The organism is Paludisphaera rhizosphaerae (genome assembly GCF_011065895.1).
Taxonomy (GTDB): Bacteria; Planctomycetota; Planctomycetia; order Isosphaerales; family Isosphaeraceae; genus Paludisphaera; species Paludisphaera rhizosphaerae.
Genome location: NZ_JAALCR010000034.1, coordinates 1 through 25,300, shown reverse-complemented (window position 1 = coordinate 25,300; position 25,300 = coordinate 1). Strand labels below are relative to the sequence as shown.

Genomic DNA, 25,300 nt, shown 5'->3' with positions numbered 1-25,300 from the left:
GAGAACGCCGGTGCGGGTTTTGATGACGGGCGGCTACGGCTGCATTGGGTCGTGGGTCGTGAAGAAGCTGGTTGAAGGCGGGCACGACGTCTGGGTGCTGGATCTGGTCGAAGATACACACCGGCTCGATCTGGTCCTCGACGCTGACCGTCGCGCGGCGGTGCGGTTCATCGCGGGAGACGTCTCGGACGCGGCGGCGGTGCGGAAGGCCGTTGAGGAGACGGCGGCGACGCATATCCTTCACCTGGCGGGGCTCCAGGCGCCGACCTGTCGGGCGAACCCGATCAAGGGGGCGATGGTCAACGTGGTCGGCACGCTGGCGGTCTTCGAGGCGGCGGCCGACCTTCGCGAGCAGGTTTCACGCGTTGTCTACGCCAGCTCGGCGGCCGTCCACGGGCCGCCGGAGGAAGGGGCGACGGGGCCGCTCGCGGACCGCATCCGACTCGCCCCGCTGACGCACTACGGCGCGTTCAAGGTCTGCAACGAGCTGAACGCGCGGGTCTACTGGCTCGACCGGGGCGTGACGAGCGTCGGCCTGCGGCCGTGGACGGTCTACGGCGTTGGCCGGGATTTCGGCATGACCAGCGAACCGACGAAGGCCATCAAGGCCGTCGCCGCCGATCGCCCCTATCAAATCAGCTACGGCGGCTATCAGGACCTCCAGTACGTGGGAGACGTCGCCGATACGTTCATCCGCGGCCTGGAAGCCCCCTTCGAGGGTGCCGAGGCCTTCAACCTTCGCGGGGCCGTCGAACCGATCGAGGCGTTCGTCGAGACCCTCGTCCAGGTCGTCCCCGCTGCCGCCAAGCTCGTCAGCCACGGCGACCGGCAACTCCCCATCGCCCCCAGCCTCGACGACTCCCGCCTCCAGGCCTCCCTCGGCCCCATCCCGCGCACCTCGCTGCGACAGGGGATCGCCGAGACCTACGAGCGCTTCGCCGCCCTCCGTCGCGAGGCAAGGCTCGACCTGTCCGATCTGGGTTGAGCTGAGCCGAATCGTTGCTGACCGGTCTGATCAGTCTTCCGCGATCGAGTAGACGGCCACTTCGAACTTGCCGTCTGCTCGACGCGCGACCTTGAAATGATCATCCGACGACTTGTACGCCACGAGAAATTCCTCGTCCGCTTGGGCCTTGCGCGAAGCCCAAGCCAGTGCGGCCTTTTCGACATCCACGTCCACGGGGATGCCTTCCAGCACCATGATCATTTGTCGACCGGGAAAGATCGCAGTCGGAAGATAGTCGTCAAAACCCTGGTTGGAGATGACCCGCCGCGTCATACGCGCGAACTCCTCGAGCTGCATATACGACTTCTCCAAGCATGGATTCCGTGGGAGAGGATTCCGCGTCGGACCGCGACCAGAATTGGCCCCTAGGGAACAGAATATCTTTAGGTAAGCGGTGTGCGACGGCTTCGCATCGGACACCAGCCGCGTGTCGGGCAAGTTATCTCAACTACCGTTTTAAATTCCGTGAGGCCGTCTCAGGAAGCACGCGAAATGGCCGAACAAACCCAATTACCGGAGGCCGAAATCCGACGCCAAACCAATATGGGCGTTGAGTTTGCGGCCAACGGGTTCGGTCGTCGGCCAAGAGAAACCAACCCAATCGGCGAGGAGTCAACGGGCGACCGAGACGGATGCGCAGAGCCCCTCGAGGAGGAGAGTCGGGCCGGCCGAAAATCCGATTCAATCCTCCAGATCGATTTTCGAGAGCAGGCTCGATCGGGCGACAACCGTCACCGAGCTGAGCGACATCGCCAGGGCCGCGATCATCGGGCCGTATCGACCGAACAGGCCGAGCGCCGCCAGGGGGATGCCCAGCGTGTTATAGGCGAAGGCCCAGAACAGGTTCTGACGGATGGCGTGGAGGGTCTCTCGGCCCAGTTTGAACGCATGCGGAACGGCGCGGAGGTCTCCGGAGGAAACCACCACGTCGGCCGACGCCTTCGCCAGATCCGCTCCGCTGCCGAGAGCGACCCCCACATCCGCCGCCGCCAGGGCAGGGGCGTCGTTCAGGCCGTCGCCGACCATCGCCACCCCCTTCGTCCCCGGATCGTTCCGCAGCGCCTCGATCGTCGCCGCCTTGGCGTCGGGGAGCACGCCGGCGATCACGCGGCCGGCTGGGAGCCCCAACTCGCCGCCGACGGCCCGCGCAGTGGTCGGATTGTCGCCGGTCAGCAGGACGACCGTGGAGCCCTCGGCCTGGAGTTTCTCGACAACCTCCCGCGCATGGGGCTTCAACCGATCGGCAAGGCCGGCAGCGCCGACCGCCCGGCCGTCGACCGCGGCGCACAGGACGGTGTTCGCCCCAGCCTCCCAGGCGTCGACGATCTCGTCGAGCGGCCCAACGTCGACTCCCTGCTCGGCGAGCAGAGCCCGCGAGCCGACGAGCACCTTGCAGCCGTCGACGGTCGCCGAGACGCCTCGGCCTCGAATCGCCCGGAAGTCGGCAACGCTTCGGCCGTCCCCCTTGCCGGCGAAGGCGCGGGCCAGGGGATGCTCGCTGGGGCCCTCGGCGGCGGCGATCAGGGCGATCAATTCGGCGTCGGTCATACCGGGCAGGGCGCGGGCCTCGACGAGGCTGGGACGGCCCTCGGTCAGCGTCCCGGTTTTGTCGAAGACGATCGTATCGATGCGGTCCATCTTCTCCAGGGCGGAGGTCTCCCGGATGAACAGCCCCGCGCGGGCACCTCGGCCGCTGGCGACCGCGACGGCCATCGGCGTCGCCAGGCCCAGAGCGCAGGGGCAGGCGATGATGAGCACCGCCGCCGCGTTCAACGCCGCTCGGCTCCAGTCGCCCCCCAACAGCCCCCAGCCCAGGAAGGTCGCCAGGGCGATCCCCAACACGACCGGCACGAAGACCGACGAGATCCGGTCGGCCAGCCGCTGCACGCCCGACTTGGACCCCTGCGCTGCCAGAACCAGGCGGACGATCTGCTCCAGTGCGCTTTCCTTCCCCAGTCGCTTGGCCTCGATCACCAGGGCGCCGTCGCCGTTGAGCGTCGCCCCGGTGACGCGGTCGCCGGGCCGTTTGGCGACAGGCGCCGACTCGCCGGTGAGCATCGACTCGTCGACTTCGGACTCGCCCTCGACCACATCGCCGTCGACGGGGATCGTCTCGCCCGGCTGAACCCGCACGCGGTCGCCCCGCTTCAACTCGGCCAGAGGAACCTCGATCGCCCCTCCCGCCGAATCCAGCCTTCGGGCGGTCTTCGGCGAAAGGTCCAGCAGCCGCTCAACCGCCGCGCCGGCGTCTCCCTTGGCCCGAACCTCCAGGAATTTCCCGAGCGTGATGAGCGTCAGGATGATGCCCGCGTCCATGAAATAGTGGGATTGGTGCAGGTCCCCCCTGAGGAGATGGACAAGGCTGTAAATGAACGCTGTGGAAGTCCCCAGCGCGATCAGGGTGTCCATGTTGGCCGCCCCTTGTCGCAGCCGATTCCACGCCCCCTGGATGTAAGGCCCCCCCAGCACGACCTGCAGCAACGCCGCCAGGCCGAACATCGTCCAGCCAACCCAGGCTGCATGACCCCAGGCGGGAACGAACATCGACCCGAACCCAAGCAGCAACAAGGGGACCGTGGCCGCAACGCCGACCAGAAGACGTTTGCGCCAGAAGTCGACGGCCGCCGCCCGCTCCTCACGAAGCCTCGCCGCGGCCGCCGCCCCGAACGCAGCCTCCTCGCGACGCGCCGAGTACCCGGCGTCAGCCACGGCCTTTGCCAGGTCCGCGGGGTCGACCCGAGCGGGATCGACCACCACTGTCCCTCGTTCGGTCGCCAGGTTGACCCGGGCGTCTTCCACCCCGGCTACACCTTTCAGGGCGTTTTCAACCCGTCCGACGCAACTCGCGCAGTGCATGCCGCCGATCGCCAGGTTCCACTCTTCACGCTCGGGATTGGATGCGGCGGGTGGAGTCGGAGCCGGTTCAGCCGGCAGTGGCTTTGCTACCAGCCCGCCGATCGTCACGAGCGTCGGCGGAGCAGGGGGAGCCGGCTTCGAGGAGCCGACCTCATAGCCGGCGTCGCGCACAGCCTGTTCGACGGCCTCGCGACTCGCGACGGCCGGATCGACCGACACGGCGGCCCGGCCGGATTCCAGGTCGACGTTCGCCGACTCAACCCCAGGAGTCGCCTCCAGGGCCTGCGTCACGGCGCGAACGCAACGGCCGCAGGTCATCCCTCGGACAGGCAATTCCCACATCTCGGTTGCGATCGACATCGCTCGAATCCGCATGGGAGCACTTGAGAAGCCCTCGGCCGTCGAGCGGCCCCGGCCGTCATTATAGAGAAAACGAACGAGGACAAGACCCGTCGCCGAATTCGCCGAGAACCTATGAGAACGTCTACACAATCAAACCAGTCCGGATTCGCCAGGTCTACTTTGGCCAAACAAGGATGCTCGCGACCGTTCGGGCCCTCGGCGACCGCGCGGGCTCTCACGATCGACTTCGGGGTTCTCGACGCGCCTCTCGCAAGGCGACAAGCCGGAGAATGTCCGCTCATTGCGAGGGCCAGGCCGGCCCCGCCGATTTTGCGGACCTCTCCTAGAAAAAAGGAAGGAGGGTTGACGCAGGGGCGGATTGATCGTAATTTGTCGTTCGTTCGCGGCACGACAGCGAAAAAAACGACAAACAACGTCGTACCGCAGTGCGATTTCATCCTAACATCGACATCCCTTCATCCGGTTTCGCCGCTTGCCGATTCCAGGCGTTGCGGCTCCCCACCTGAAACTCAAGGTCCGATTCCCGGCGGCAAGGAAGCGCGCGTCGAGTTCGGCCTTTTTTCGAGCGGATCCCTCCGGTTGCGCCGGTGGTTCCGTTCCCGTTCGGCCACACGGTCCGGACCCCGATTTCACATGGATGTGAAGATCGGACCGGACCGCGGTTGGCCAACGAATCCGCCAAGATAAACATACCGACGAAACAACACCGGGCCCGCAAAGGGCCCGTTTTCACGCGCGTCGAACGTCGTGAAAACGGGAGGCTTCAGGGAATGACGCGGTCGGTGTAAGGTGCGTCGGCCTGGTCGCGGAGCATGACGGCATCGGGGACGGCGCTGCGTGAGAAGAAGGGGTTGGAACCGGGCGTGCTCGGTGGGGATTGGGAGACTGGCTGAGGAGGAAGTTCCCCAAGTCGGACGGCGATCCTCTCCAAGATCGCGCGAGAGAGGGCCTCGTCGCCGAACCACCCGACACGCGCGGAGGCCGCCGAGGAACCACCCAGGGAGCGGATCGTGACCGAGGCCGATCGGTTGTCGCTGGTCACGGCCTCGCAACGGACGACGGTCCCGTCGCGTCGGACGTTGACGTCGTGCAGTCCCAGGTCGCCGAGGGCCTCGCCGGCGGCCGTCGCGACCGCGACCTGCGAGGCTGAGAAGGACTGAGAGCCCTGACCGGCCGAGAACGAGAACCCGGGTTCCTCGGGGGTCGACGCGGGGACGACTCGCGGAGAGGTGACGGCGCATCCGGCCGTGGCCAGCAGCAGGCCCGCCAGTGAACATCGCCCCACCACTCGACGTATCATCCTGCATCCCCCTTGGTGCTCGTCTCCTGATCACACGGCCTCTCCATAAGGCGTGCGTCGACGATCGACCTGCGGGGGGACGCTATCGCGGGCTCCGGAACAGGTCAAGGTCGTCCTCGAAGCGGTCGACCGGACGCGTCGTCGGACAAGTCCCGTTGTCAAGGTCGGTCGTCCCACGCTACTATTGATAGAGTCCATCCATCTCGCGCGTAACGAGGTGGTTTTTTCTTTTTCGGCTTTCGCTTTTGTTCCCGCGACGAGTCGTCGAGGTCTCTCGATAACCCGTTCCGACGCGTCCCGGAACCAGCGAGTCCGTCTCGGCGTCCATGTGAGGCGTGGGGGCGGAAGACATCACGAATCGGGATTTATGGTAGATCGCAACCTCCTTCGCGAATTTGACGTCAACGAAGAAGAGCTGGCCTCGGTGGTGACCGCCGACGACGGTTCGAAGACTCTCGACCACTTCCTGAGCGAGGGACAGAGCTTCGAGATCGGCGGCATCGTCTCCGGCAAGGTCATCGAGATCGTCGGCGACCAGGTGGTCGTCGACGTGGGATACAAGTCCGAGGGCCTCGTGGCCCTGAACGAGTGGGAAGACGAGCCCGCGCCGCAGCCCGGCGACGAGGTCGAGGTTCTGCTCGAAGGGATGGAGGACGAGACCGGCGAGATCGTCCTCTCCCGCAAGAAGGCTCACCGTAAGCGAGCCTGGGAGCAGGTCATCTCCAAGCACCACGAGAACGACGTGGTGCGCGGCAAGGTCACCCGCAAGATCAAGGGCGGCCTGCTGGTCGACATCGGCGTCAACGTCTTCCTGCCCGCCAGCCAGGTCGACATCCGCCGTCCGTCGGACATCGCCGACTTCATCGATCAAGAGATCGACTGCATGATCTTGAAGATCGACGAAGCCCGCCACAACATCGTCGTCAGCCGCCGCAAGCTGATCGAGCAGACCCGCGAGCAGCAGAAGAAGGCTCTGCTCGAGGAGATCGCCGAGCGTCAGATCCGCAAGGGCACCGTCAAGAACATCGCCGACTTCGGCGCGTTCGTCGACCTGGGCGGCATCGACGGCCTGCTGCACATCACCGACATGAGCTGGGGCCGCATCAACCACCCCAGCGACATGCTCAAGATCGACGACCAGATCGAGGTCATGGTCCTCCACGTCGACAAGGAGCGCGAGAAGATCGCCCTGGGTCTCAAGCAGAAGAGCGCGAGCCCCTGGGAGAACGTGGCCGACAAGTACCCGGTCGGCACCCGCGTCGTCGGCGAGGTGGTCAACGTCATGTCCTACGGCGCCTTCGTCAAGCTCGAAGAAGGCATTGAGGGCCTGGTCCACATCTCCGAGATGTCCTGGACCAAGCGCATCAACCACCCGAGCGAGCTGGTCAACACCGGCGACAAGATCGAGGTCGTCGTCCTTGGCATCAACAAGGACAAGCAGGAGATCTCGCTCGGCATGAAGCAGACCCAGGTCAACCCCTGGGATCAGGTCGCCAACAAGTACCCGCCGGGCACGATGGTCGAGGGCACCGTCCGGAACCTCACCAACTACGGCGCGTTCATCGAGATCGAGGAAGGCATCGACGGCCTTCTGCACATCTCCGACATGAGCTGGACCCGCAAGATCGGCCACCCCAACGAGGTTCTCGAGAAGGGTCAGCGGATCTCCTGCCAGGTGCTCAACGTCGATCAGGACCGCAAGCGGATCGCCCTGGGCCTCAAGCAGCTCAAGGAAGACCCGTGGGAGACCGACATCCCCGGCCGCTACGAGCCCAACGACGTCGTCAAGGGGAAGGTCACCAAGCTCACCAACTTCGGCGTCTTCGTCGAGCTTGAGCCGGGCCTGGAAGGCCTCCTGCACATCTCCGAGCTGGCCGACCACAAGGTCGACAGCCCCGAAGAGGTGGTCAAGGTCGGCGACGAGATCGAGGTCAAGATCCTCCGGGTCGACCGCGGCGAGCGCAAGATCGGCCTCTCCCGCAAGAAGGCCCACTGGTCGCCTCGCGACGACGAGGAAGAGGGTGGCGCCGAGTCCGAAGCCCAGGCCGCTCCCGCCAAGGAGCCGAAGGAAGGGCAGAAGGAACTCAAGGGCGGCCTCGGCGGCGGCGGCCCGCTCTTCAGCATGGGCGGCACGCCGTCCACCGACGAGAGCTGAGCCTCTGGCTTGATCCGCTCCAACGACAACCACGACGCCGCCCCGGTGAATTCCGGGGCGGCGTCGTTTTTGCGCCTCGACCTCTCGACCCCCACCTCGGCCCGCTCGATCAGGAGCGAGTCCTACGGCCCCGCACCAGGCGGACGCCGACGAATCCCAGGCCGGCCCCCAGCAGCGCGATGCTGGACGGCTCAGGAACCGCGGTGGTCGCGAAACCGTACCGGACGTTGTCAAAGTCCACCACGTCCCCGTCCTGCGAATTCGCGATGCTGATCGACGTGAAGCCGATCGTGCTCGTCAAACCGAAGAACTGTTCGACCCCATGTGAATTGCTATGGTAGCCCGTGATGAAGCTCCCCGAATCAAAGGATGAGCCATTGCTCAGGCTGTAGGTCAGCGACGTCGTTCCGGTCAGGGTTCCGAGATCGTAGACGTTGAACGCGAAGGCCGTGATCGCCGACGCGAAGGTGAACGTGATCCCACCGCCGGTGTTCGTCGTGATCTCCAGGGCCTGGTTCGTTCCATAGGACGTGTTGCCGAGATACAGCCCCTGATTGGAGCCGTACTGGCTGACCGTGAAACCCGTGACGCTGATCGGAGGACTGAAGTCGTTCGGGCTGCTGTCGAAATTCTGCAGCGTCGTTCCCGGTGCGGCCGCCGTGAAACTCGACGACGTCGTATAGATCGTCGAGGCCGCCTGCGTGGAGGCGACGGTCGTCATAAACGCGATGCCGAACAACAAAACCCTGTGCTTGAGCATTCCCCCTCCCGGTGTGATGTCGATGAAGCGCCCGCGAAATCCACGCCTTTGAAGAACCAGGATCGGTTCTTCCTTCGCGGACCTAACGCGGCGTCGCGATCGATGGGGACGAGGGGGGCCTCCGTTTCAACATCGCCGCCCGCCAGGTTTCGGAGAGCCCGCTCTCGCTACAACGCGGCAACGTCTTCTCACGAGTCGGCCAGGGCGAACTATCTTGACGGGCAGGCGGGGGCCTCGAGGACGAACTCCCGGACCTCTCCGCTGGAGTGCAGCGTCCTCTATCAGGGTCGGGCGTTCCTAGCCCAGAAGCAGCTTGATCTGCACCCCGGGGGATTCGATCGCTTCCACGTCGGCAGGCCAGTTGGAACGATCGACGATGGGCTCGCGGACGATGAGAAGGAGCCGACCAGCGGCTTTCGACGCCCCCGCACGATGTAGTTTGGCCGCGGCGTCGGCTGGGCTTTCCCCCACGCGCTGGACGCGCACCAGAATCGGTCCACTGGGGCTCCGCTCCGTCAGAATCGCATCGACCCCCGCATTGCGATGAACCGGAGCGTAATCGAGGCCTGCGAGAAGAGCGAGGCACTCGGCGTCGGCCGTGCGATAGGATTCCCGGCCTCGTTCCACGAGCTTCGAGCGGCTGCGCACGGGTTCTTTGAGGCGTGAACGGGTCAGTTCAACAGCACGCTCCGAGACGTCGATCCCGACCGCTCGGCGGCCTAGCGACACAGCAGCCACCAGCGTGGTACCGCTGCCGCAGAAGGGGTCGAGCACCAGGTCGCCCGGCCTGCTCGCCAGCGCGATGATTCGCTCCAGAAGGACGAGCGGCTTCTGGGTGGGGTATCCCGTTCGCTCGCGGGCCTTGGGATTGAGGTGGGGAAGGTCCCACACGTCGCTCAAAGGCACCCCGCGTTTGGCGCCCGCCGGCACGGGACGGCCGTTCTCATCACGCTCATAGACCGACTTCGCAAACGCATCGCGTCGACGCCGCTGAAGCAACTGGTCCACGTTCGTCGCCGGCGAGTATTCGCCCCAGATCGTGTTGAAAACGAAGTCCTCCGACTTCGTGTAGTAGTGGATCGTCTGATGGGCCGGCAACAGCGCCCCGCTGCCGCTCGACCACCGCCGATAGTGCCAGACGATCTCGGAGCGAAACCGGTCGGGCCCGAAGACCTGATCGAGAAGGCCGCGCGCGATGTGGCCGGCGTCTCGACCGCAATGAACGAAGATCGAGCCCGTCTCGGCCAGGACCCGACGGACTTCGACCAGCCGTTCGAGCAGGAAGGCCGAGTAAGCCGAGGGCGACTCCCAAACGTCCTCGAATTCAAAGGCCTGCGACCGATCGCGAGGGCTCAGGCGATGGACCCGTCCCGTTCCGAAAGGGGGGTCCAAATACGCCAGGTCGACCGTCCCGGCCTCCATCTCGCGCAATCGTTCCAGACTGTCGCCCAGATGAAGACGCCATCCCGACGTATCGCGCGTCGCGTCTGTCGTCACGTCTGACCAACCCTCCCTCGGATCCCTCCAACTCAGCCACACGCCAGACGGACGACACGATCCGCACGACCCCGACGCCCAGCACTCCTTTACCGACCGTCAATCCACCCCGAATCCCCACGTTCCATGTATTCACAATACGTCCCAGATTTCCGGCTCCCTCTCAGCTTATCACGCGCAGGGAAGGCGTCCGATATTTCGATTGTCAAGCGGCGGAGCGAAGTAGGGAGGCCGGTAGGTGGGAAGCGCCGGAGGCGACGGATCGTGGGAAAGGCCGTTCAGGCCGGTTCCCGTCGACGTTGCTTTGAGACGCTGATCGCCTGATGCAAGGCGGATCGGTGAACGATCGGTCCGCCCGACGGCGCCGTGGCTTTGGGATTTGTCGCGTGGCTGAGTCGGACCGACCGCTCGGACGTTTCGTCGGAGTCGCCGGCCGCTCGGCCTTGGTTCTCGTCTACCGATTCGGGGACGTGAGCAGACCTTGTTACGTCCGATACAACGAGGATCTTCATGGCCCGGATTCGACGACATCGCCGCGACACGGTGCAGAGCCCCCTGGAGACTTATCTCCGGGAGATCAACGAGGTCGGCCTGCTCAACGCGGACCAGGAAAAAGACCTCGCCCATCGGATCGCCGCCGGCGACGACAAGGCGCGCGAGCACATGGTGCGGGCGAATCTCCGCCTCGTGGTGAACATCGCCCGAGGGTACGTCGGCAAGGGGCTGGCGCTCCAGGATCTTATCGAGGAAGGGAACCTGGGTCTCTTGCGAGCCGTCGAGGGTTTCGATCCGGCGGTAGGGACGCGGTTCAGCACGTATGCCAGCTACTGGATCAAGCAATCGATTAAGCGGGCCCTCGTGAACACGGCCAAGCCGATCCGCATACCTGCCTATATGGTGGAGCTGCTCTTCAAGTGGCGTCGGACTTCGGCCGAGCTGCAAGAGACGCTGGGCCGAACGCCGACGGTCGACGAGATCGCCAAGACGTTGAAGCTCCCGAAGAAGAAGCTGGCGATCGTCAAGAAGGCCATCAAGGTTTACAACCTCGTCCCCCAGACCGACCAACCGGAGAACGGCTGGAGCCTGGGCGAAATGCTGATGGACGAACGTACCCGCGCCCCAGACGTGGAGATGGTCGAAGCCGACAACCTCCGTCTGGTCATGAACCGACTGGACGAGATGGACAAGCGCGAGGCCACGGTGCTCCGGATGCGGTTCGGCCTCAACGACTGTCCGCCGAAGACGCTCAAGGAAATCGGCGAGTCGCTCGGGCTGACGAGGGAGCGCGTCCGGCAGATCGAGAACGAGGCGCTTGGCAAGTTGTCGGCGTCGCTCCAGGCCGACTGACCGACGCCGCGAGCGCCGCCTGCCGCCTCCGGGCCCGCCTCCGGCGAATCCCGCGACGGATGAGCAGGCCTCCCCCGCAGGTCCCCAGAAAGACGAGGAACGTGGGCTCGGGGACGGGGACCGGATTGGCCTCGCCCCGGGTGGCCCGCAGGCTCGTCTGCGGCCGCCCCCCGGCGAAGCTCTCGCCGAAGTCCCCCTGAAAGGTGCTATCGCCCTGGGGGGTGATTCGGAAATAGGCTTCGGGGCCGAAGACCCCTTCCAACTCGCCGCCAGTGACCTTCAGGCTCAGGTCGAAGACGCCGGCCGCCCCACCTCTCGCCTGGGCGCCGAAGGCTGTCGGTCGGGCAGTGAGCAATAGACCCTTGTAGATCTTGCCGCCGATCGTCACCGACCCCCAAAGTTCGAAGCCGTCTCCCGGCTGATGGATCAGCCTCCCCCGGCTGTCCAGTGTGATCTGCAAGGTCTCGTTGAGCGTCCCGTCCACGTCGGGGAGGACGTCGACCATCGCCCCCTGGCTGGGTCCCAGGGCGATGACGTGGGGGGCGTTCGTGACCCGGAACACCCCTCGTTGCAGACGCTCGTCGTAGCGGTACGTCTGCTCGCCGGCAAGCTCTCCGGCGATGTTGGGGTAAGCGCGGAAGCCGTGGGGGCGGATCAGCTCGGCGCGGAGGGGAACACCAAAGCTTCCCAGCGCGAGCAGGAACAAGGGGAAGAGCCGTCGACGGAACTGGTTGCGCATCCGGTGCATGGCGTCGTTCCTTCGTACGCCCGCGTCCCGCGGGCGCGACCTGACCTCCTGGTGATCGGCATCATGCTGATCCCTGCGGACGCGCGGCGGAGCGAATCGCGACGGCGCGCGAGCCGAAGAGCGTCGGCGGGGGCCCAGGGGAACGGCGAGGTCGTCAGGTCGTATGGTGCGGGGCTGGGCTTTCCGCCGGCCAGGGCGTTCGAGCCGTCCTGTAGGGGAAGGACGTCCGGACGACTCCCGGCGGCTGGGATTAAAGCCCGGACCGGCCCAGCCGTCAAGATCGGTTTTTCCCCCGATCGTCCGAAGCCGGACATTGCAATAATTACAAAGCCGAAAGGCGCGATCGTCTTGCAATTATTACAAACCAACGCGCAACCTCGATTTTCCAATGGTTCCATCGCACGAGACGCGCGGGTTTTGCGTACATTGAAGGTAGTAGCGATCTGAGGCGTTGCGAAACGCCGGCGCGCTGCTTGCTTCAAATCACCTGATGGACACACGCCTTCCTTTCGACGCATCCGTTGCGATCGCTAGAGGAAGAACCCAGCCTCCGGGAATTCCGGCCAATTCCTAAAGTCGCGAAAAAGGCCGGTGATATACTCCTTTACGTAAGGCCCTCATGGGGCTGGGAACGTATTGATTTCGGCATGAACGGGTCGGCTCCTTGAGGGAGTTTTCGAGGAGCCGGAAGAATTTTGCAGGGGAGGGCTTTCTCAGGGAAGAGACAGCGCACTCCTTCGGGACTCGCCGCGGGGCCTTAAGGGTCATCAGCGGCGAGGGGAAGCCCGAGGTTTCGCCCAGGAGTTCCGCATGTTCAAGTCCTTGAGAGCCGCCGGCCTGGGAGTCGGCGCAGCCGTCGCCCTGCTGACGGGGTCCGCCTCGCCGGCCTGGGCCACCTACGGCGGCGGGGCCTGCCATTCGTGCGCCCCGACCCCCGTCGTCGCCACAAGCGTCGTCGCCCTGGCCCCCCAGGTGCAGACCGTCTACCAGACCGTTTACGAAACGGTCTACGAGAACGAACCCGTCACCGTCATGGAGACGCGGTATCGCACGGCCTACCAGACGGAGAACTACACCGTCATGCGGCCGGTCGTCGAGACCTCGTACGTCCAGCGCAAGTACACGGTTACGAAGCCCGTCTATCAGACCGTCAATCAAGAGCGCAAGTACACGGTCATGAAGCCGGTCTATCAGACCGAGCGTCGCGAGCGCCGCTACACGGTCACGAAGCCCGTCTATCAGACCGTCAATCAAGAGCGCAAGTACACGGTCATGAAGCCGGTGGTGCGCACCCAGCAGATGGAGCGGCGGTACACCGTCGCCAAGCCCGTCTACCAGACGAAGCAGATGGAGCGGCGATACTCGGTGATGAAGCCGGTCTATCAGACCGAGCGTCGCGAGCGCCGTTACACGGTGACGAAGCCCGTCTATCAGACCGTCAACCAGGAACGGCGATACACGGTGATGAAGCCGGTGAGCGAAACCGTGATGGTCGAGCAGCCCTATACGGTCTGCCGCCCGGTCACGACGGTTCGTCAGGAGGTCGTGGAAACCGGCTATTACGAACGCCAGTACACGACGATTCCCGGCCCGGTCGTCGAGCGTCAGGTTCGAGTCCCGGTCAGCGAATGCAACGAATGCGGCTACGAAGAACGCCCTCGCGGCCTGTTCGGCTGCCTGCACAAGCGGAAGGTCACTGCGACCGTCGCCGTGCAGTGCCCGCCCCGAACCGTCAGCCAGCGGGTCTTCGTCTCTCGGCCCGTCACCCGCGACGTGACCGAGACTCGGTACGTCCGCGAGACGATGGTCCGCCAGGTCCCCGTCACCCGCTGCCGGACCATCGCCGAGGAACGCGTTGAGTCGGTCCCCGTCACGACCTGCCGATATGTCGCCGAAGAGCGGGTTGAACCCTACGAGGTCCAGACCTGCCGATACGTCGCCGAGGAACGGGTTGAGCCTTACGAGGTCCAGACCTGCAGCTACGTCAACGAGGAGCGGGTCGAACCTTACGAGGTCCGCACCTGCGAAATGGTGGCCGAAGAGCGGTCGGAGACGATCCCTGTCACCACCTGCAACTACGTCGCCGAGGAGCGGGTCGAGCCCTACGAGGTCCAGACCTGCCGCTACGTCGCCGAGGAGCGATCCGAGTCGATCCCCGTCACGACCTGCAGCTATGTGGCTGAGGAACGCGTTGAGAACGTCCCGGTGACGCAAACCCGGATGGTGGCCGAGACCGCCAGCCGCCAGGTCCCCGTGTGCGTGGCCGAGCAGGTGCCGGTAACGACCAACCGCGTCGTCGCCCGGTATGTGCCCCGGACGATCGCCGTGCAGCAGTGCACGACCGTCCCCGTGGTTGTTCCGACCTGCATGGGCTGCAACTGAGCCCACCGAGGCCGGTCGATTCGCCGAACCGATCGGCCGGCCTCAGGACCCAGGGGCGGCGGCGCTTCTTTCGAGAACGCCGTCGCCCCTGATCATTTCGAAGTCGATCGGCTCAGTCGTTGAGACTCAGGTCGAGTTTCAAGGGCTCGGCCTTCAGATCGACGAAGAGAACGGGTTTCTCAGGATTGAGATACTTCTCAGGGACGGGATAGCCCGAGGTTGATTGGCCCGACTCTCGGGAGGAAACAGCGGACTGAGGCGGTCGAATGGAAATGGCGTAGCGCCCAGGGATCAAGTCGATGTCGGATCGAGACGACTGAATCACGAAGCGGCCCCGAGAATCGAGAGGCCCTGCCCCCGCGCTATTCGCCTTCTCCGAAAGGGGCATGAGGATCACCACGCCATCGGTCAACGGCTTCCCCTTGCAAGTCACCCGGCCCCAGACGTGGGCTTCCGGATCTCTCGCTTCGCAGCCGACGGACAGGACGATTAGAGCGGCTGACCCGAACGAGACCGCTGCGCGACGAAGCCGAGCGGTCGAGAACCAGCATGGCATAATCATGAACGAGCGACCTTGTTCAATCGACGGCCTCGGGCGACTTGCTCCCCTCATCGTAATAGGTCGGTCGGACGCGATCAATTAATGAGAGCGGACAGCAGCCGTGAGTCGCTCCGTCAGCGTGTCCAGAGGGCCGAAGTCGAGCAAGGAGTCGTCAACCGCAGCTAGACATCGAAGATCGACGCCCTTCCAGGCCTTCGGCCGCGCCGCCGATACCACGTCGAGGCCCGCCGCATCGCGGGAGAACGCGGGGAGGACGAGAAGCCTCGGGCCCGCCACGAAACAGCGCGTCGACAAGCCTCCTGCTCGCAAGGCCGGGTGAAAATGGCCGATCACCGCGAGATCGCCCTCGACGGCTCGGTCGCCGTGCTGGATCGTCCAGCCTGCGACGACGAATGAGGCCACGGTCCTCGGCGCGTGCTCCCAACTCGACAGGCCGCGATCGTGGTTGCCGATCGCGAGAACCAGTTCCACCTCTCTCGCAGCCAGCCAGGCTCCCAGCCGGCCGACGTCGGCGGCCGTTCGAGCGCAAGGGCGGTGAGACTCCACGAGATCGCCGGCGACGACCAGTCGGCGCACGTTCGCGCGGCTCAGAACTCGCGCGAGCCCCTCGCAGGTCTCGGCCAGCGAGTGGGATGGGACGCAGTCGCCGGCGGCTCCGCGAGCCCACTCGTAGCCCAGGTGGACGTCCGCCACAACGGCCGTCGCCTCCTCGGGGCGGATCGCCGCCCCCTCGGGGGTCAGGAGCCAGCCCTCGTGATCGATCACGAGGACGCCCCTCCCGCCACAGCCGTCATTCGAGCGTGAAGCCGGCGCAGGGCGTCGCCCGGCGACTCATACTGCAACGACTCACCTTCGCCGGGCGCCAGCCAGGCCGAGGCGAACGGCGAGGGCGTCGAAAGACGCCGCAGCCGGATCGTCGGAGACGTGCCCAGCCAGCGGGCTGCGGCGGGGAGGTCGAGGACGTCGTTCAGAATCTCGCGGCGAGTCTCCCGGAGCAGGGGATGGTCGGGACACGCCGCCTTCACCAGGGGAAACAGGCGCGTCGAGACCCAGTTCATCCCGCCGACTCGCACTCGCCGGCCCGGCTCCGGGTTACGCAAAACCATCAGGGCCGTTGAGGCGACGTGCCGAAACCTCCGCGCCGCCAGTTCGCCCCGGTCGACGCCTTCCAGAACATCGTCCTCAAGACTCTCGACCGAGCCGATCCCGGCCAGTTCGGCCTCATCGAGCCGCACCTCGTCGGGAAACCGGATCGTCCAGCCGAGGTCGGCCGGCTGGAATACGGCGTTGCGACCGTGGCGACGAGCCAGCCGCGCCGAGACGGCCCGCCCCAGGGCCTCGCTGGCGGAGCGGTTCAACGGGACATGGAAGGCATACGTCCAGCCTGGTTCGAGGGGCGTTGGAAACTCCTCGACGAGCAGAACGTCGAGGCCCGGAGTCTCGCTCCAGCGATCCTGGGCCTCGATCAGTTCGGCGACCACCTCGGCGGCGCGGAGGTCGATGCGAAGCGTTTCCGATAGCCATGCTCGAACCGACTCCGGCCCGTCGCACGCGGCCCGTTTTGACGCCTCACAACGGAACGCGGCCAGTTCCTCGGCGAGCTCGGTGGAGAGGGCCTGGCGGTCGCTGTGCCAGACTGGCAAAGCGCCGGCCTCGCCGCCGACGGACTTCGCCTGAAGAACCAGCCCGTCGAGCCGACGGAACTCCAACGTCCGGCCGTCGAGCACGAACCGATCCCCGGGAGAGAGCCGATCCGCATAAGCGCTCTCCACGCTCCCCACCGCGACGCCGTCGGCGACGACGGCCGCGGATTCCTCGGCGTTGATCGTGCCGACGTTGCTCCAGAACCAGCGTCGGACCCGACCGGAGCGGATCCCGAACCAGCCGTTGCGCTTCCAGATCCGGGGCGACGTCCAGCGCGGAGCGGCCCCCGGTTCGGGCTCGTAGGCGCCGGCCGGAGAGGATAACTCACCGGAGAGGAAGTTGATACATGCGTCGAAATCGTCGCGTGTCAGGTCGGCGGTCGGCCCAGCCGTGCGGAACAACTCATAGGCGGCGTCGACAGAGGTCTCGCCCGCGCAGGCCATGCCGATCAATTGCTGGCAGACGACGTCGAGCGGCGACGCGACGGGTTTGAGCGGCTCGATCTCACCCGCGCGGGCGGCGCGAGCCGTCACCGCTCCTGCGGCGACCTCCGCGGCCGTCGCGGCCAGGATCAGCCCCCGCGCCCGACCTCCCACGCGGTGCCCCGATCGACCGATTCTCTGGACGCAACGCGCGACGCCGCCGGGCAGCCCGATCTGGATCGTCAGGTCCGCCGTTCCGATGTCCACGCCCAGTTCCAGACTGGTGCTGGTGACGACGGCTCGCAGCGAGCCCGTCTTCAACCGCTCCTCCACGTCTCGCCGCTTTGTCGCATCGAGCGCGGAGTGGTGAACGGCGACCTCGGTTTCTCCGTCGAATGCGGCGAGCCTCTCGCCTCGACCCGGCGGCGCATTGCGGAGGTCGTGCGCCACCTTCTCCGTCATCGGCCGGCTGTTGGCAAAGACGACCGTCGTGCGGTGATCGGCCACGGCTCGACGAACCCGGCGCAGGAGTCGGCTGTAGGTGAGGCTGCGGTGAGAGGCCTCGCCGGGCCTTATCAGCGACTCGACCTTGATCGCCAACGACTGAGACCCCTCGGGCCTGGGAGCCTCGACGATGCTGCAGGGCCGCGAAGGCCCCACCAGAAAGCGTGCGACCGGGTCAGGAGGCCGGCAGGTTGCAGACAGACCGACGCGCGACGGATCGCCGTCCGCGGCATCGGCGAGCCGCTCCAGGGAGATCGCCAGATCGGCCCCGCGCTTGGTCGCCGCCAGGGCGTGGACCTCGTCGACGAGCACATGCGACACGCCCCTCCAGTGGTCGCCCCAGCCGGGTTGGCTCAGAAGGAGAGAGAGGCTCTCAGGTGTGGTGATGAGGATATGTGGCGGCGTTTCGCGAAGCTTCCGCCGCTCGTGGGCCGACGTATCGCCGGTCCGCACTCCCACGCGGATGGGACACGTCTTCAGCCCCAGTCGTTCCTGAAGCTCACGGAGCGGGATCGACAGGTTCTTCTCGAGGTCGTATCCCAGACTTCGCAACGGCGAGACGTAAACGCATCGCAGGCCGGGAGCAAGCGTATCAGCCGCATGTTCGCGCATGAGACGGTCGACGATCGCGAGGAATCCCGCGAGTGTCTTCCCCGTTCCGGTCGGCGAGATCAGCAGAGCGTTTTCGCCCGCGCTGATCACCGGCCACGCCAAACGCTGAGCAGGAGTCGGCCCGCCCGGGAAAGCCCCGGCGAACCACTCCCGCACCGGATCGCACAGCATTCCGAGCGCATCATCCCTGGCGTCGGTCATGGGACATCCTGGAGACGAGTACGGCGATCGACTTCCGTGCACGTGTCCAGATGATACCCGACCGACGATTTCCAGGGAACAGGTCGCAGCGATTGAATCAGGAATCCGGGCCGGGGCGGGCTCCCACGCCGGCGGGACGCCGCGGGCCAGCCCCAGCCGGCCGAGGCGTCGGAGGAGGCCGACGAACGTTCGAACGCGGTCCATCGCCCGCTTCGGCCGGCCTGGACGCGACGCCCGGGCGGAGATGGCGAGGCGTCAACGGCCGACCGGTCGCTGCGTCATCCTGGCCATCCCTGTGAGCGACGGCAGGTCGGCCGGAGTCTGGCTGAGGCCGATGCGCGGGGAGGGGAGTCGTTGGGTTGGCGATCACGGGAGCTTCCGTGTGCGCCGGGCGATTCATGGGCTCGGGTCGGTTTACAGGGTGCCGGGGAGCCATGGGCTGACGAGCCTTCTCTGTGACAGAAGGTTCGACATGCTCGGGACGGCGCATCGGGCCGATCGTCGTGCGATCGGGCAGGGGGGCGGCGACCGGCGAAGCGGGCATCGCAAAAGGTCTCGGACGGGTCTGCGCTAATGGCTGGGCCTGCGGGAGTCGAGGACCGCCGCCTCCCGGTCGGGGACCGGCCGCAATCTCCCGATCAGCGCGCTGGACTCGGAAATCGGCCAGTTCCTGAGAGCGACTCCGCCACTGCTGGCGGGCGGCCATGTCCACGCGCTCCATCCTGGGCCCGTTCGTCTCGGCGCGTCGCATGGCGACCTGCTCGATCGGTCGGCCGATCAACTGGCCGGGTTGGGGTCCGGGACCCGGCCGACCGCCGCCTTCACGGATGATCGTCGTATTGCGCGTGATGTTGATGTTGGTCTGGACGATCCGGGTTTGCTCGATGTACGTCCGGGGCGGCCGCATGTCCATGTGGTCGCGGCGTTGGACGTAATCCTGGCGGCACTGGGCCATCCAGCCGGGATTGCTCCGTACGTTGACCGAGGCGTAGAAGGTGAAAAGCGGATCATAGAACGCCGGCGGCCGAGGGCCGGAGACATACGCGAACGAGAAGGACGGGAAGACGCCGACCGCCAGGAAGGAGGGGTCGTAGTAGTCGCCGAAGCAGTAGTGGTTGTAAGTCGGCTGAACGAACAGGTTCGCGACCAGCCCCGGCGCGGCGATGGTGATCGTCGGCGTGTAGACGTAGGCAGGCTGAAGGTAGACCGGCTGTGCGTAATAGACCGGGGCGAAGAGGATGCCGCGATCGATGACCGGCAGATCCCAGAAACCGTCGACGAACAGAAATCCGCCGGGCGTCCAGACATAGTGCGCCGGGACCCAGACCCACGCCGGCTGCACCGCAGCCCAGAAACCCGGCCGCCAGACGTATCGCGTCTGTCGCCACATCCAGCACCCGGGACTCCAGAAAACCTCGCCGGCCGGCTGGGGAATGTTGGGACCGACCTCCAGGCTGGCGGGAGGCTCCGGGAGATAGGCGGCCTCGCCCTGAGCGGCGACCACGCTCGCGTCGAGATTCCCCGGCGCCGTGTTCGCGATTGGGATCCAGGCTCCCGGCACCCACTGGACGCCGTCCGCGATCGGGTTCCAGTAACCGGGGACCCACTGCCGTCCCGGCGGCGGTTCGCGCCAGATCCCGCTCACCCAGACGAAGTCCTCCCGGCCCTGATCCCAGCTCCAGTATCCCGGCATCCACTGGACCTGATCGCCGGCCGGCTTCTGGTCGGGTGGCATCTCCTCGATGGGCTTCGGCGGCGTCTTGCGAACCACCAGCCCTGGTTTCGGGTCGTTGACGACGGGGACCGCGAAGGCCTCGTGGACGGGCCCTCGGGTGAGAACCTCCACCCCTGCCTGATCCCCGGCTCCCGGCGTTTGGGCCCTCGCCGCGACGTAGATGGTCGACAGCCCGACCAGCCACACTCCGACGACCGTCCGCGAACCTCGATACATGGTGCATCGCCCGGTTGTGTGAAACATCCCTGCGTCCCCCGGCGCCGGATCACAGCGGGAATCGGCGGACGCATGCAACGATTGCGTCCCGACCACCCCCGTCTGATCCGTCTATGAAGGAATACGCGGCTGCCGTGCCGCGCGGGGGGATTTCTACCAGAATCCGTCGCATCGGTCCCGGGCAATTCCGAGGAGGTCAGGCAGCCAGGGGCTCTGAAGAGAACTCGCGGGAGGCGACGGCGACGATCCGGGGATCGACCTGCGGCATCCCTTCAGCGTAGGCGATCAGGAGGGCGAGGTCGGCGATGTGGTTCAATCGCCTCGGCACACCCAGGGCCGCCTGGTGAAGGTCGAGAATCGCCTCAGAGGTGAAAAGCGACTCATGCACGCCGGCCGACGCGAGCCGGCCGACGATGTAATCGGCCGTTTCAGACTGCGACAGCGGCGGGAGCAGGCTGCGAGCCGCGAGCCGATCCTGTAAGCCGCCGGGGAGCTGGAAGACCACTTCGCCCGTCCCCACGAGCAGCAGGGCCAGGTCGGGCGTTCCCGCAGACTGAAAGTTGAGCAGGAGTCGAAGGGACTCGAAAACCGAGGCGTCCTGGACGAGTTGGGCCTCGTCGACGATCAAGAGCGGCCGACGTCCTCTCGCGACGTGCTCCGCCAGAGCCTCACGCAGCCTTCGCAGGGCGACGGCCATTGTGAAAACCTCAAGAGGCGATCCGCCGAGTTCATGGGCGAGATGGGCGAGCAAATCAACGGCCGGCATCGAGGGAAAGGTCAGGTGGACGGTCGGCGAGCCCATGTCGGCGGCCAATCGATTCGCGGCCAGCGTCTTGCCGACTCCCACGCCGCCGTAGAGCAGGGCGGGCCCCAATCCCTGTTCCAGGCCATACCGGATTCGTCTCAGGGCGGCCGCGCGGCTGGGAAGCGCGACAAAGGCCGAGGCGCAGGCGGTTTCGCCGAAGGGTCGTCGCTCCAACCCGAAATGCGCCTCGTACACGCCCGCGTCCTCCTGACGCCGTTCCGTCCGCTCAGGCGAAGGTTTCTGCGAGCCCCAGCAGGGGCACGCCTCCGGCTTCGAGGACCTCGCGAGCCCGCAAAATCGAACGCTGGCCCGTGGCGTCACGGCTGTGGACCAGCACCGCCGCATCAACCGAGCGGTGCATCACGGCCGCCGAGAGGCCCGTGAACAGGGGACTGCCGTCGACCAGGACCAGATCGAAATCGCGCCGAAGTTTGGCCATCGCGCAGGCCCAGCCCGCGCTCGCCAGGAACTCCTTCGGATGGGAGACCGCCGCGCGCATCGGCAGAACCCAGAGGTTCTCGCCGGGAGCCTCGATCAGAGCATCCTCAACGTCCCTGCCGTCCTCGATCACGTCGTCCAGGCCGACGGTCGTGCGAAGCCCCAACGACCGGGCCAGCATTGGGCCGGAGAGGTCGGCGTCGACGATCACCGTCCTGAGCGGGCGGCGGGCGAGGGTCCGGGCGAGGGTCAGAACGAGCGTTGTTCGGCCCTCGGCGCGGTGGCAACTTGTGAAGAGCAGCACACGAACGCCCAGGCGTTCGCGCGCCTGCAGGATGCGGTCGGCCATCTGACGAAAGCGATCGCCCCAGGTCTGCTCCAGAACCCCCACAACCTCCGGCCACTCCAGAGCGGCTCCGGCGGGGGCCTGTGGCATGAAGATCCGCGACGGCCGAGCCGGCGGCGATCTCCGCGCCGGTGAGTGGGGCGTGACGGACGCCTCGGTCCGCTGGGCGTAGGCTCGGCTTAGGGCCTCGTCAACTTCCCTCATGGGACGACTCCTGGGGATGCTCGTCGGGAAGAAGGTAGCCCGGGAAGACGACGGGGATTTCGGGCTCGGCCTCGACCGGCTTGATCGAGAGGCGAATCTTCATCGAGCCAGCGTCGGCGTTCTCCTCGGCGTTCGTCGCATCAGCGACCAGCGCGGCGGCAGCCGACCGGACCGGAGGCAGTCCCCAGGCCCCAATCGCCGTGGCGATCGGCGCGAAGACCAGGCAGACGCAGGCGGCCGTGCGAAACTCACGACGCAGCCGACGACGCGGACGGCCAACTCTCGTTCTCGGGCGCGTCCGCTCCGACCACGACCGCTCCCAGGCGTCGATTCGCGTGGGCTGTGATAGGACCGAGCGGACGTCCGGCACCTGAATCAGAGCCATTCCCCACTCGAACCCGTCGTCGTCGAACCGGGCGGTCGCGTCGTCTATGGGTGCGAGGATCGAAGTCATGGCTGTCGCCCCTGTGTCAGGCTGCCGTGGAATGCGTGTGTTCGGGCGGAGAGGTTGGAAATCGCGCCACGGGATCGTCTGCCTACCCTCAGCGCTGATGTCTCTCGCGATGCTTTATCCATCGACCTCCACGGCGGGAAACTTGAACAGCCGTGACGAAAATACCGAACTGGAAAAGACGTCCGGCTCGGCAAACGCTTCCGCTCAACCGGATACAACGATCGTCCGGATCACCCGGGCGAATCGGTCGGTCGTGGGTAACGAAAAACGCCCGACCGGACCTCGCTGAGCAGGGTCCGGTCGGGCGATGCGATCGTCCAAATTCGCTCTGGAACTCGTCAGCGTCCGCGGAAGAATCCGAGGAAGCCGCTGCGTCGTGGGGACGAGCTGTTGTCGCCGGTGGCTCCAGCGAACATCGTTCCGACGCTCGGAAGGGGCCGACCCGCCTCATACTGAGCGACTGGCAGGAACTCGGGCGCCTTCCCGGCGAACCGGTTGTTGGCCGCACCGCCGTTGGCCATGTCGAGCGACCGAACCTTGTCGATCGTCACGTACGGGTTGTGGCCCTGCCAGGCGGAGTCGATGACCTGCAGAACGTTGAGAGGAGCGTAGAGCGCCTCACCGCTCACAGAGATCCAGTCAGCCGCGCCAGGATTCGATTCATCAACTCGACCGTCGAGGCCGTACACCAGGTTGTACTGGTAGTTGACGACGCGATCCTTATCGTCCTGACCGTTCAACGACGAGCCGGAGTTCGCGTGCACCTCAATGTTGATGTTCACAGCGCGAGGGCCGCGGCCGGGGATCGCCTTGTACTCCGCGACGTACATGTGGACGGCCTGATTCCAAACCTCGGCCTCGGTTCCCCGGGGAGGGAAGGCCCGCATGTTCGAGAGCAGAGCCTTCCGCTCGCCGCGGATGTGGGCCTCGTACATCGCATGGACGCGAGGGGCCTTCCAGTCGGTGGGATCTGAACCCGGACGGGGCGGACCGGCGGGAATGTCGGTCGCGTAGTCGCCGATCCGGTGGTTGAGATGATTCTCGCCCAGCTCGGCGTAAAGGGCCTTAAGCTCGTCCTTCGTCATGCCCGTTCCGGGAGCCGGGACGGGATCGTTGAAGAAGATCGACGCGACCGCTCCACCCAGGCAGTGGCCGGGCCACCGGGTGATGTCGTTGTTCTGCGTGTTGACCGCTTCCCAAATCCGCGCCGACGTTCCGAAGAGTTGGTCGTACTTCAGGAGCGGGGAAGGGGTCTGGAACAGGGTGTTGTTCGGGCCCGCCCAATAGAGGTCGTCATAGAGGTTCGGGAACCACGTCGCGTCGTCGCCGGAGGCGGGGACCGTTTCCAGGAGGCCGTTGCGGCCCGCCAGGATGATGTCCTTCCCCGGCTCAACGTAGCCGCCAGGGGAGTAGACTCGAACGTCGTCCCCCTTCAGATCGTACGTGTCGACTCGCGCATTGCCGCCCGCCCAGGGCTCATGCAACGAGTCGGCCTTCGTCGGCCAGTAGTAGAAGTTCCAGGGCTTCTTAACGCTCTGGGCCTTCTGAATGAACTTCGTCTCCACCCGGTACGGCTTCTTCGCCCCGATCACCTTGAAGGTGTACCAGCCCTGCTGGTCCACCCCAACCTCCTGACCATTGGTCCGCCCCGCACCGTTAGGACCCTTGATGTCCTCGACGGTCCCTTCGCTCGTCTTAACGGTCAGTTCGCCCCCGAAACGAGTAGGGACGTACACACCGTAGTAATGCTCGCCTTCCCTGGCCTCGAGCGAGCCCCCCAGGGGGACGGCGACGACTTGCTCCGCAGACTCGGCCCGAACGGTCGTCGCCCCACAGAGGGCGACGGCCATCCCAAGCACCGCGCCGCCGAGCCGGTTGCCGATACGCATGCTGCCTCCCGATACCGGTGTAGATTAGAGGATGCTGCATCCTAATGGGGCGCCCTCGTCGAAGACCACCTTGTCTTCGCCCGAGAACTCATACTCCACCGCCCTCGAAGGACGGCGCCTCCTTGCTAGACCTCTCAAGGTTCGGCATCACATCCGCCAGGGGACGATCTCAATTCGTCATACCTTGACCCCCATGCTATTGAAACTCGTCAAAGCCCCCAAATCTCCCCAAGGCGGCATGCTCTCGATTTTCACAAGTTGAGTGAACGCTCTCGAAGGTGTTGCCGATAACCACCTCTGGCCACCCCGGCAGTGGAGCGGCGGACGTCGGCCATGACGACCGCGCCGCAGCTTCCGCCACCATCCCAGGCCTCCTAGGCTGTTTCCTCTAAAACGGAAGGGGAAGCAGACCCCGACGAACGACTCCTCGAGTCGTTCCGAAGGGAACGACAGGGTGGTGGTGTTGGAGTTCGGACTATGAGCATCATCGACCGAGCCCAGACCAGCAGGGGACTGTCAGTTCACACAGTCGATCGAGACGTCGACCGACAATTCTCATCACAGAGGACATCGCGATGACCAGCGCGGTTCTAGTTATTGCCCTGAGCGTCTCGGGCCAGGTGTCGCCGCAGGCGCCTGGTAAGGTCGCCCCCGCCCCGCAGGCCCCTGCCAAGATCGCCCCGGCTCCTCAGGCTCCTGCCAAGATTGCCCCGGCTCCTCAGGCCCCGGCCAAGATCGCCCCGGCTCCTCAGGCTCCGGCCAAGATCGCCCCGGCTCCCCAGGCTCCGGCCAAGATCGCCCCGGCTCCTCAGGCTCCGGCCAAGATCGCCCCGGCTCCTCAGGCTCCGGCCAAG

18 protein-coding genes are annotated in these 25,300 nt (G+C 65.8%); 5 read left to right on the top strand and 13 right to left on the bottom strand.

Going from position 1 to position 25,300, the window contains the following annotated elements:
• Positions 1-10 precede the first annotated feature (10 nt).
• Positions 11-985 (top strand): NAD-dependent epimerase/dehydratase family protein, encoded by a 975-nt coding sequence (locus tag G5C50_RS27875; RefSeq protein WP_240907398.1) that lies wholly within the window; start codon positions 11-13, stop codon positions 983-985.
• Positions 986-1,015: 30 nt separating this feature from the next.
• On the opposite strand, the gene G5C50_RS27870 is transcribed toward G5C50_RS27875, so the two are convergent.
• The 3 genes from G5C50_RS27870 to G5C50_RS27860 form a co-directional block, all read right to left on the bottom strand.
• Positions 1,016-1,303, bottom strand: coding sequence for a hypothetical protein (locus tag G5C50_RS27870; RefSeq protein WP_165074317.1), 288 nt, complete (start codon positions 1,301-1,303; stop codon positions 1,016-1,018).
• 384 nt (positions 1,304-1,687) lie between these two features.
• Positions 1,688-4,222 (bottom strand): heavy metal translocating P-type ATPase, encoded by a 2,535-nt coding sequence (locus G5C50_RS27865; RefSeq protein WP_165074315.1) that lies wholly within the window; start codon positions 4,220-4,222, stop codon positions 1,688-1,690.
• 766 nt (positions 4,223-4,988) lie between these two features.
• On the bottom strand, positions 4,989-5,525 hold the full coding sequence (locus G5C50_RS27860; protein ID WP_165074313.1) for a DUF3568 family protein: 537 nt from the start codon (positions 5,523-5,525) through the stop codon (positions 4,989-4,991).
• Between the two features lie 367 nt (positions 5,526-5,892).
• Between G5C50_RS27860 and G5C50_RS27855 the strand changes: the two genes are divergently transcribed.
• Positions 5,893-7,680 carry a 30S ribosomal protein S1 gene (locus G5C50_RS27855; protein WP_165074311.1) on the top strand — a complete coding sequence of 596 codons (1,788 nt, stop codon included), beginning with the start codon at positions 5,893-5,895 and terminating at the stop codon, positions 7,678-7,680.
• A gap of 109 nt (positions 7,681-7,789) precedes the next feature.
• Here G5C50_RS27855 and G5C50_RS27850 read toward each other — a convergent pair whose 3' ends face one another.
• A complete protein-coding gene (locus tag G5C50_RS27850; RefSeq protein WP_165074308.1) occupies positions 7,790-8,440 on the bottom strand; it encodes a PEP-CTERM sorting domain-containing protein in 651 nt (216 codons plus the stop codon).
• Positions 8,441-8,737: 297 nt separating this feature from the next.
• Positions 8,738-9,937 (bottom strand): DNA methyltransferase, encoded by a 1,200-nt coding sequence (locus tag G5C50_RS27845; protein WP_206107884.1) that lies wholly within the window; start codon positions 9,935-9,937, stop codon positions 8,738-8,740.
• Positions 9,938-10,447: 510 nt separating this feature from the next.
• On the opposite strand from G5C50_RS27845, the gene G5C50_RS27840 reads away from it, so the two are divergent.
• Complete coding sequence (locus G5C50_RS27840; RefSeq protein WP_165074306.1) at positions 10,448-11,284, top strand: sigma-70 family RNA polymerase sigma factor; 837 nt, start codon at positions 10,448-10,450, stop codon at positions 11,282-11,284.
• Here G5C50_RS27840 and G5C50_RS27835 read toward each other — a convergent pair.
• Positions 11,184-12,032 (bottom strand): PEP-CTERM sorting domain-containing protein, encoded by an 849-nt coding sequence (locus G5C50_RS27835; RefSeq protein WP_165074305.1) that lies wholly within the window; start codon positions 12,030-12,032, stop codon positions 11,184-11,186. The two genes, G5C50_RS27840 and G5C50_RS27835, sit on opposite strands and share 101 nt — an antisense overlap.
• A gap of 810 nt (positions 12,033-12,842) precedes the next feature.
• Here G5C50_RS27835 and G5C50_RS27830 point away from each other — a divergent pair.
• Positions 12,843-14,414 (top strand): hypothetical protein, encoded by a 1,572-nt coding sequence (locus G5C50_RS27830; RefSeq protein ID WP_165074303.1) that lies wholly within the window; start codon positions 12,843-12,845, stop codon positions 14,412-14,414.
• 640 nt (positions 14,415-15,054) lie between these two features.
• On the opposite strand, the gene G5C50_RS27825 is transcribed toward G5C50_RS27830, so the two are convergent.
• The 7 genes from G5C50_RS27825 to G5C50_RS27795 all read right to left on the bottom strand — a co-directional run bounded on the left by G5C50_RS27825 (position 15,055) and on the right by G5C50_RS27795 (position 24,446).
• On the bottom strand, positions 15,055-15,741 hold the full coding sequence (locus G5C50_RS27825) for a metallophosphoesterase (protein ID WP_165074301.1): 687 nt from the start codon (positions 15,739-15,741) through the stop codon (positions 15,055-15,057).
• On the bottom strand, positions 15,738-18,359 hold the full coding sequence (locus tag G5C50_RS27820; protein WP_165074299.1) for a DEAD/DEAH box helicase: 2,622 nt from the start codon (positions 18,357-18,359) through the stop codon (positions 15,738-15,740). Before G5C50_RS27820 ends, G5C50_RS27825 begins: the two co-directional genes overlap by 4 nt.
• Before the next feature lie 97 nt (positions 18,360-18,456).
• Positions 18,457-20,337, bottom strand: a complete 1,881-nt coding sequence (locus G5C50_RS27815) for a YXWGXW repeat-containing protein (RefSeq protein ID WP_165074297.1) — start codon at positions 20,335-20,337, stop codon at positions 18,457-18,459.
• Between the two features lie 169 nt (positions 20,338-20,506).
• Positions 20,507-21,310, bottom strand: coding sequence for an ExeA family protein (locus G5C50_RS27810; protein WP_240907397.1), 804 nt, complete (start codon positions 21,308-21,310; stop codon positions 20,507-20,509).
• A 31-nt stretch (positions 21,311-21,341) separates the two neighbouring features.
• A complete protein-coding gene (locus G5C50_RS27805) occupies positions 21,342-22,103 on the bottom strand; it encodes a tyrosine-protein kinase family protein (RefSeq protein WP_165074293.1) in 762 nt (253 codons plus the stop codon).
• A complete protein-coding gene (locus tag G5C50_RS27800) occupies positions 22,090-22,557 on the bottom strand; it encodes a hypothetical protein (protein WP_165074291.1) in 468 nt (155 codons plus the stop codon). The genes G5C50_RS27805 and G5C50_RS27800 overlap by 14 nt, the downstream gene beginning before the upstream one ends.
• A 338-nt stretch (positions 22,558-22,895) precedes the next feature.
• The gene (locus tag G5C50_RS27795; RefSeq protein WP_165074289.1) at positions 22,896-24,446 is read right to left on the bottom strand and encodes a hypothetical protein; all 1,551 of its coding nucleotides are present in this window, start codon (positions 24,444-24,446) and stop codon (positions 22,896-22,898) included.
• Positions 24,447-25,021: 575 nt separating this feature from the next.
• On the opposite strand from G5C50_RS27795, the gene G5C50_RS27790 reads away from it, so the two are divergent.
• The coding region (locus G5C50_RS27790; protein WP_206107883.1) for a hypothetical protein at positions 25,022-25,300 on the top strand (279 nt) is incomplete at its 3' end.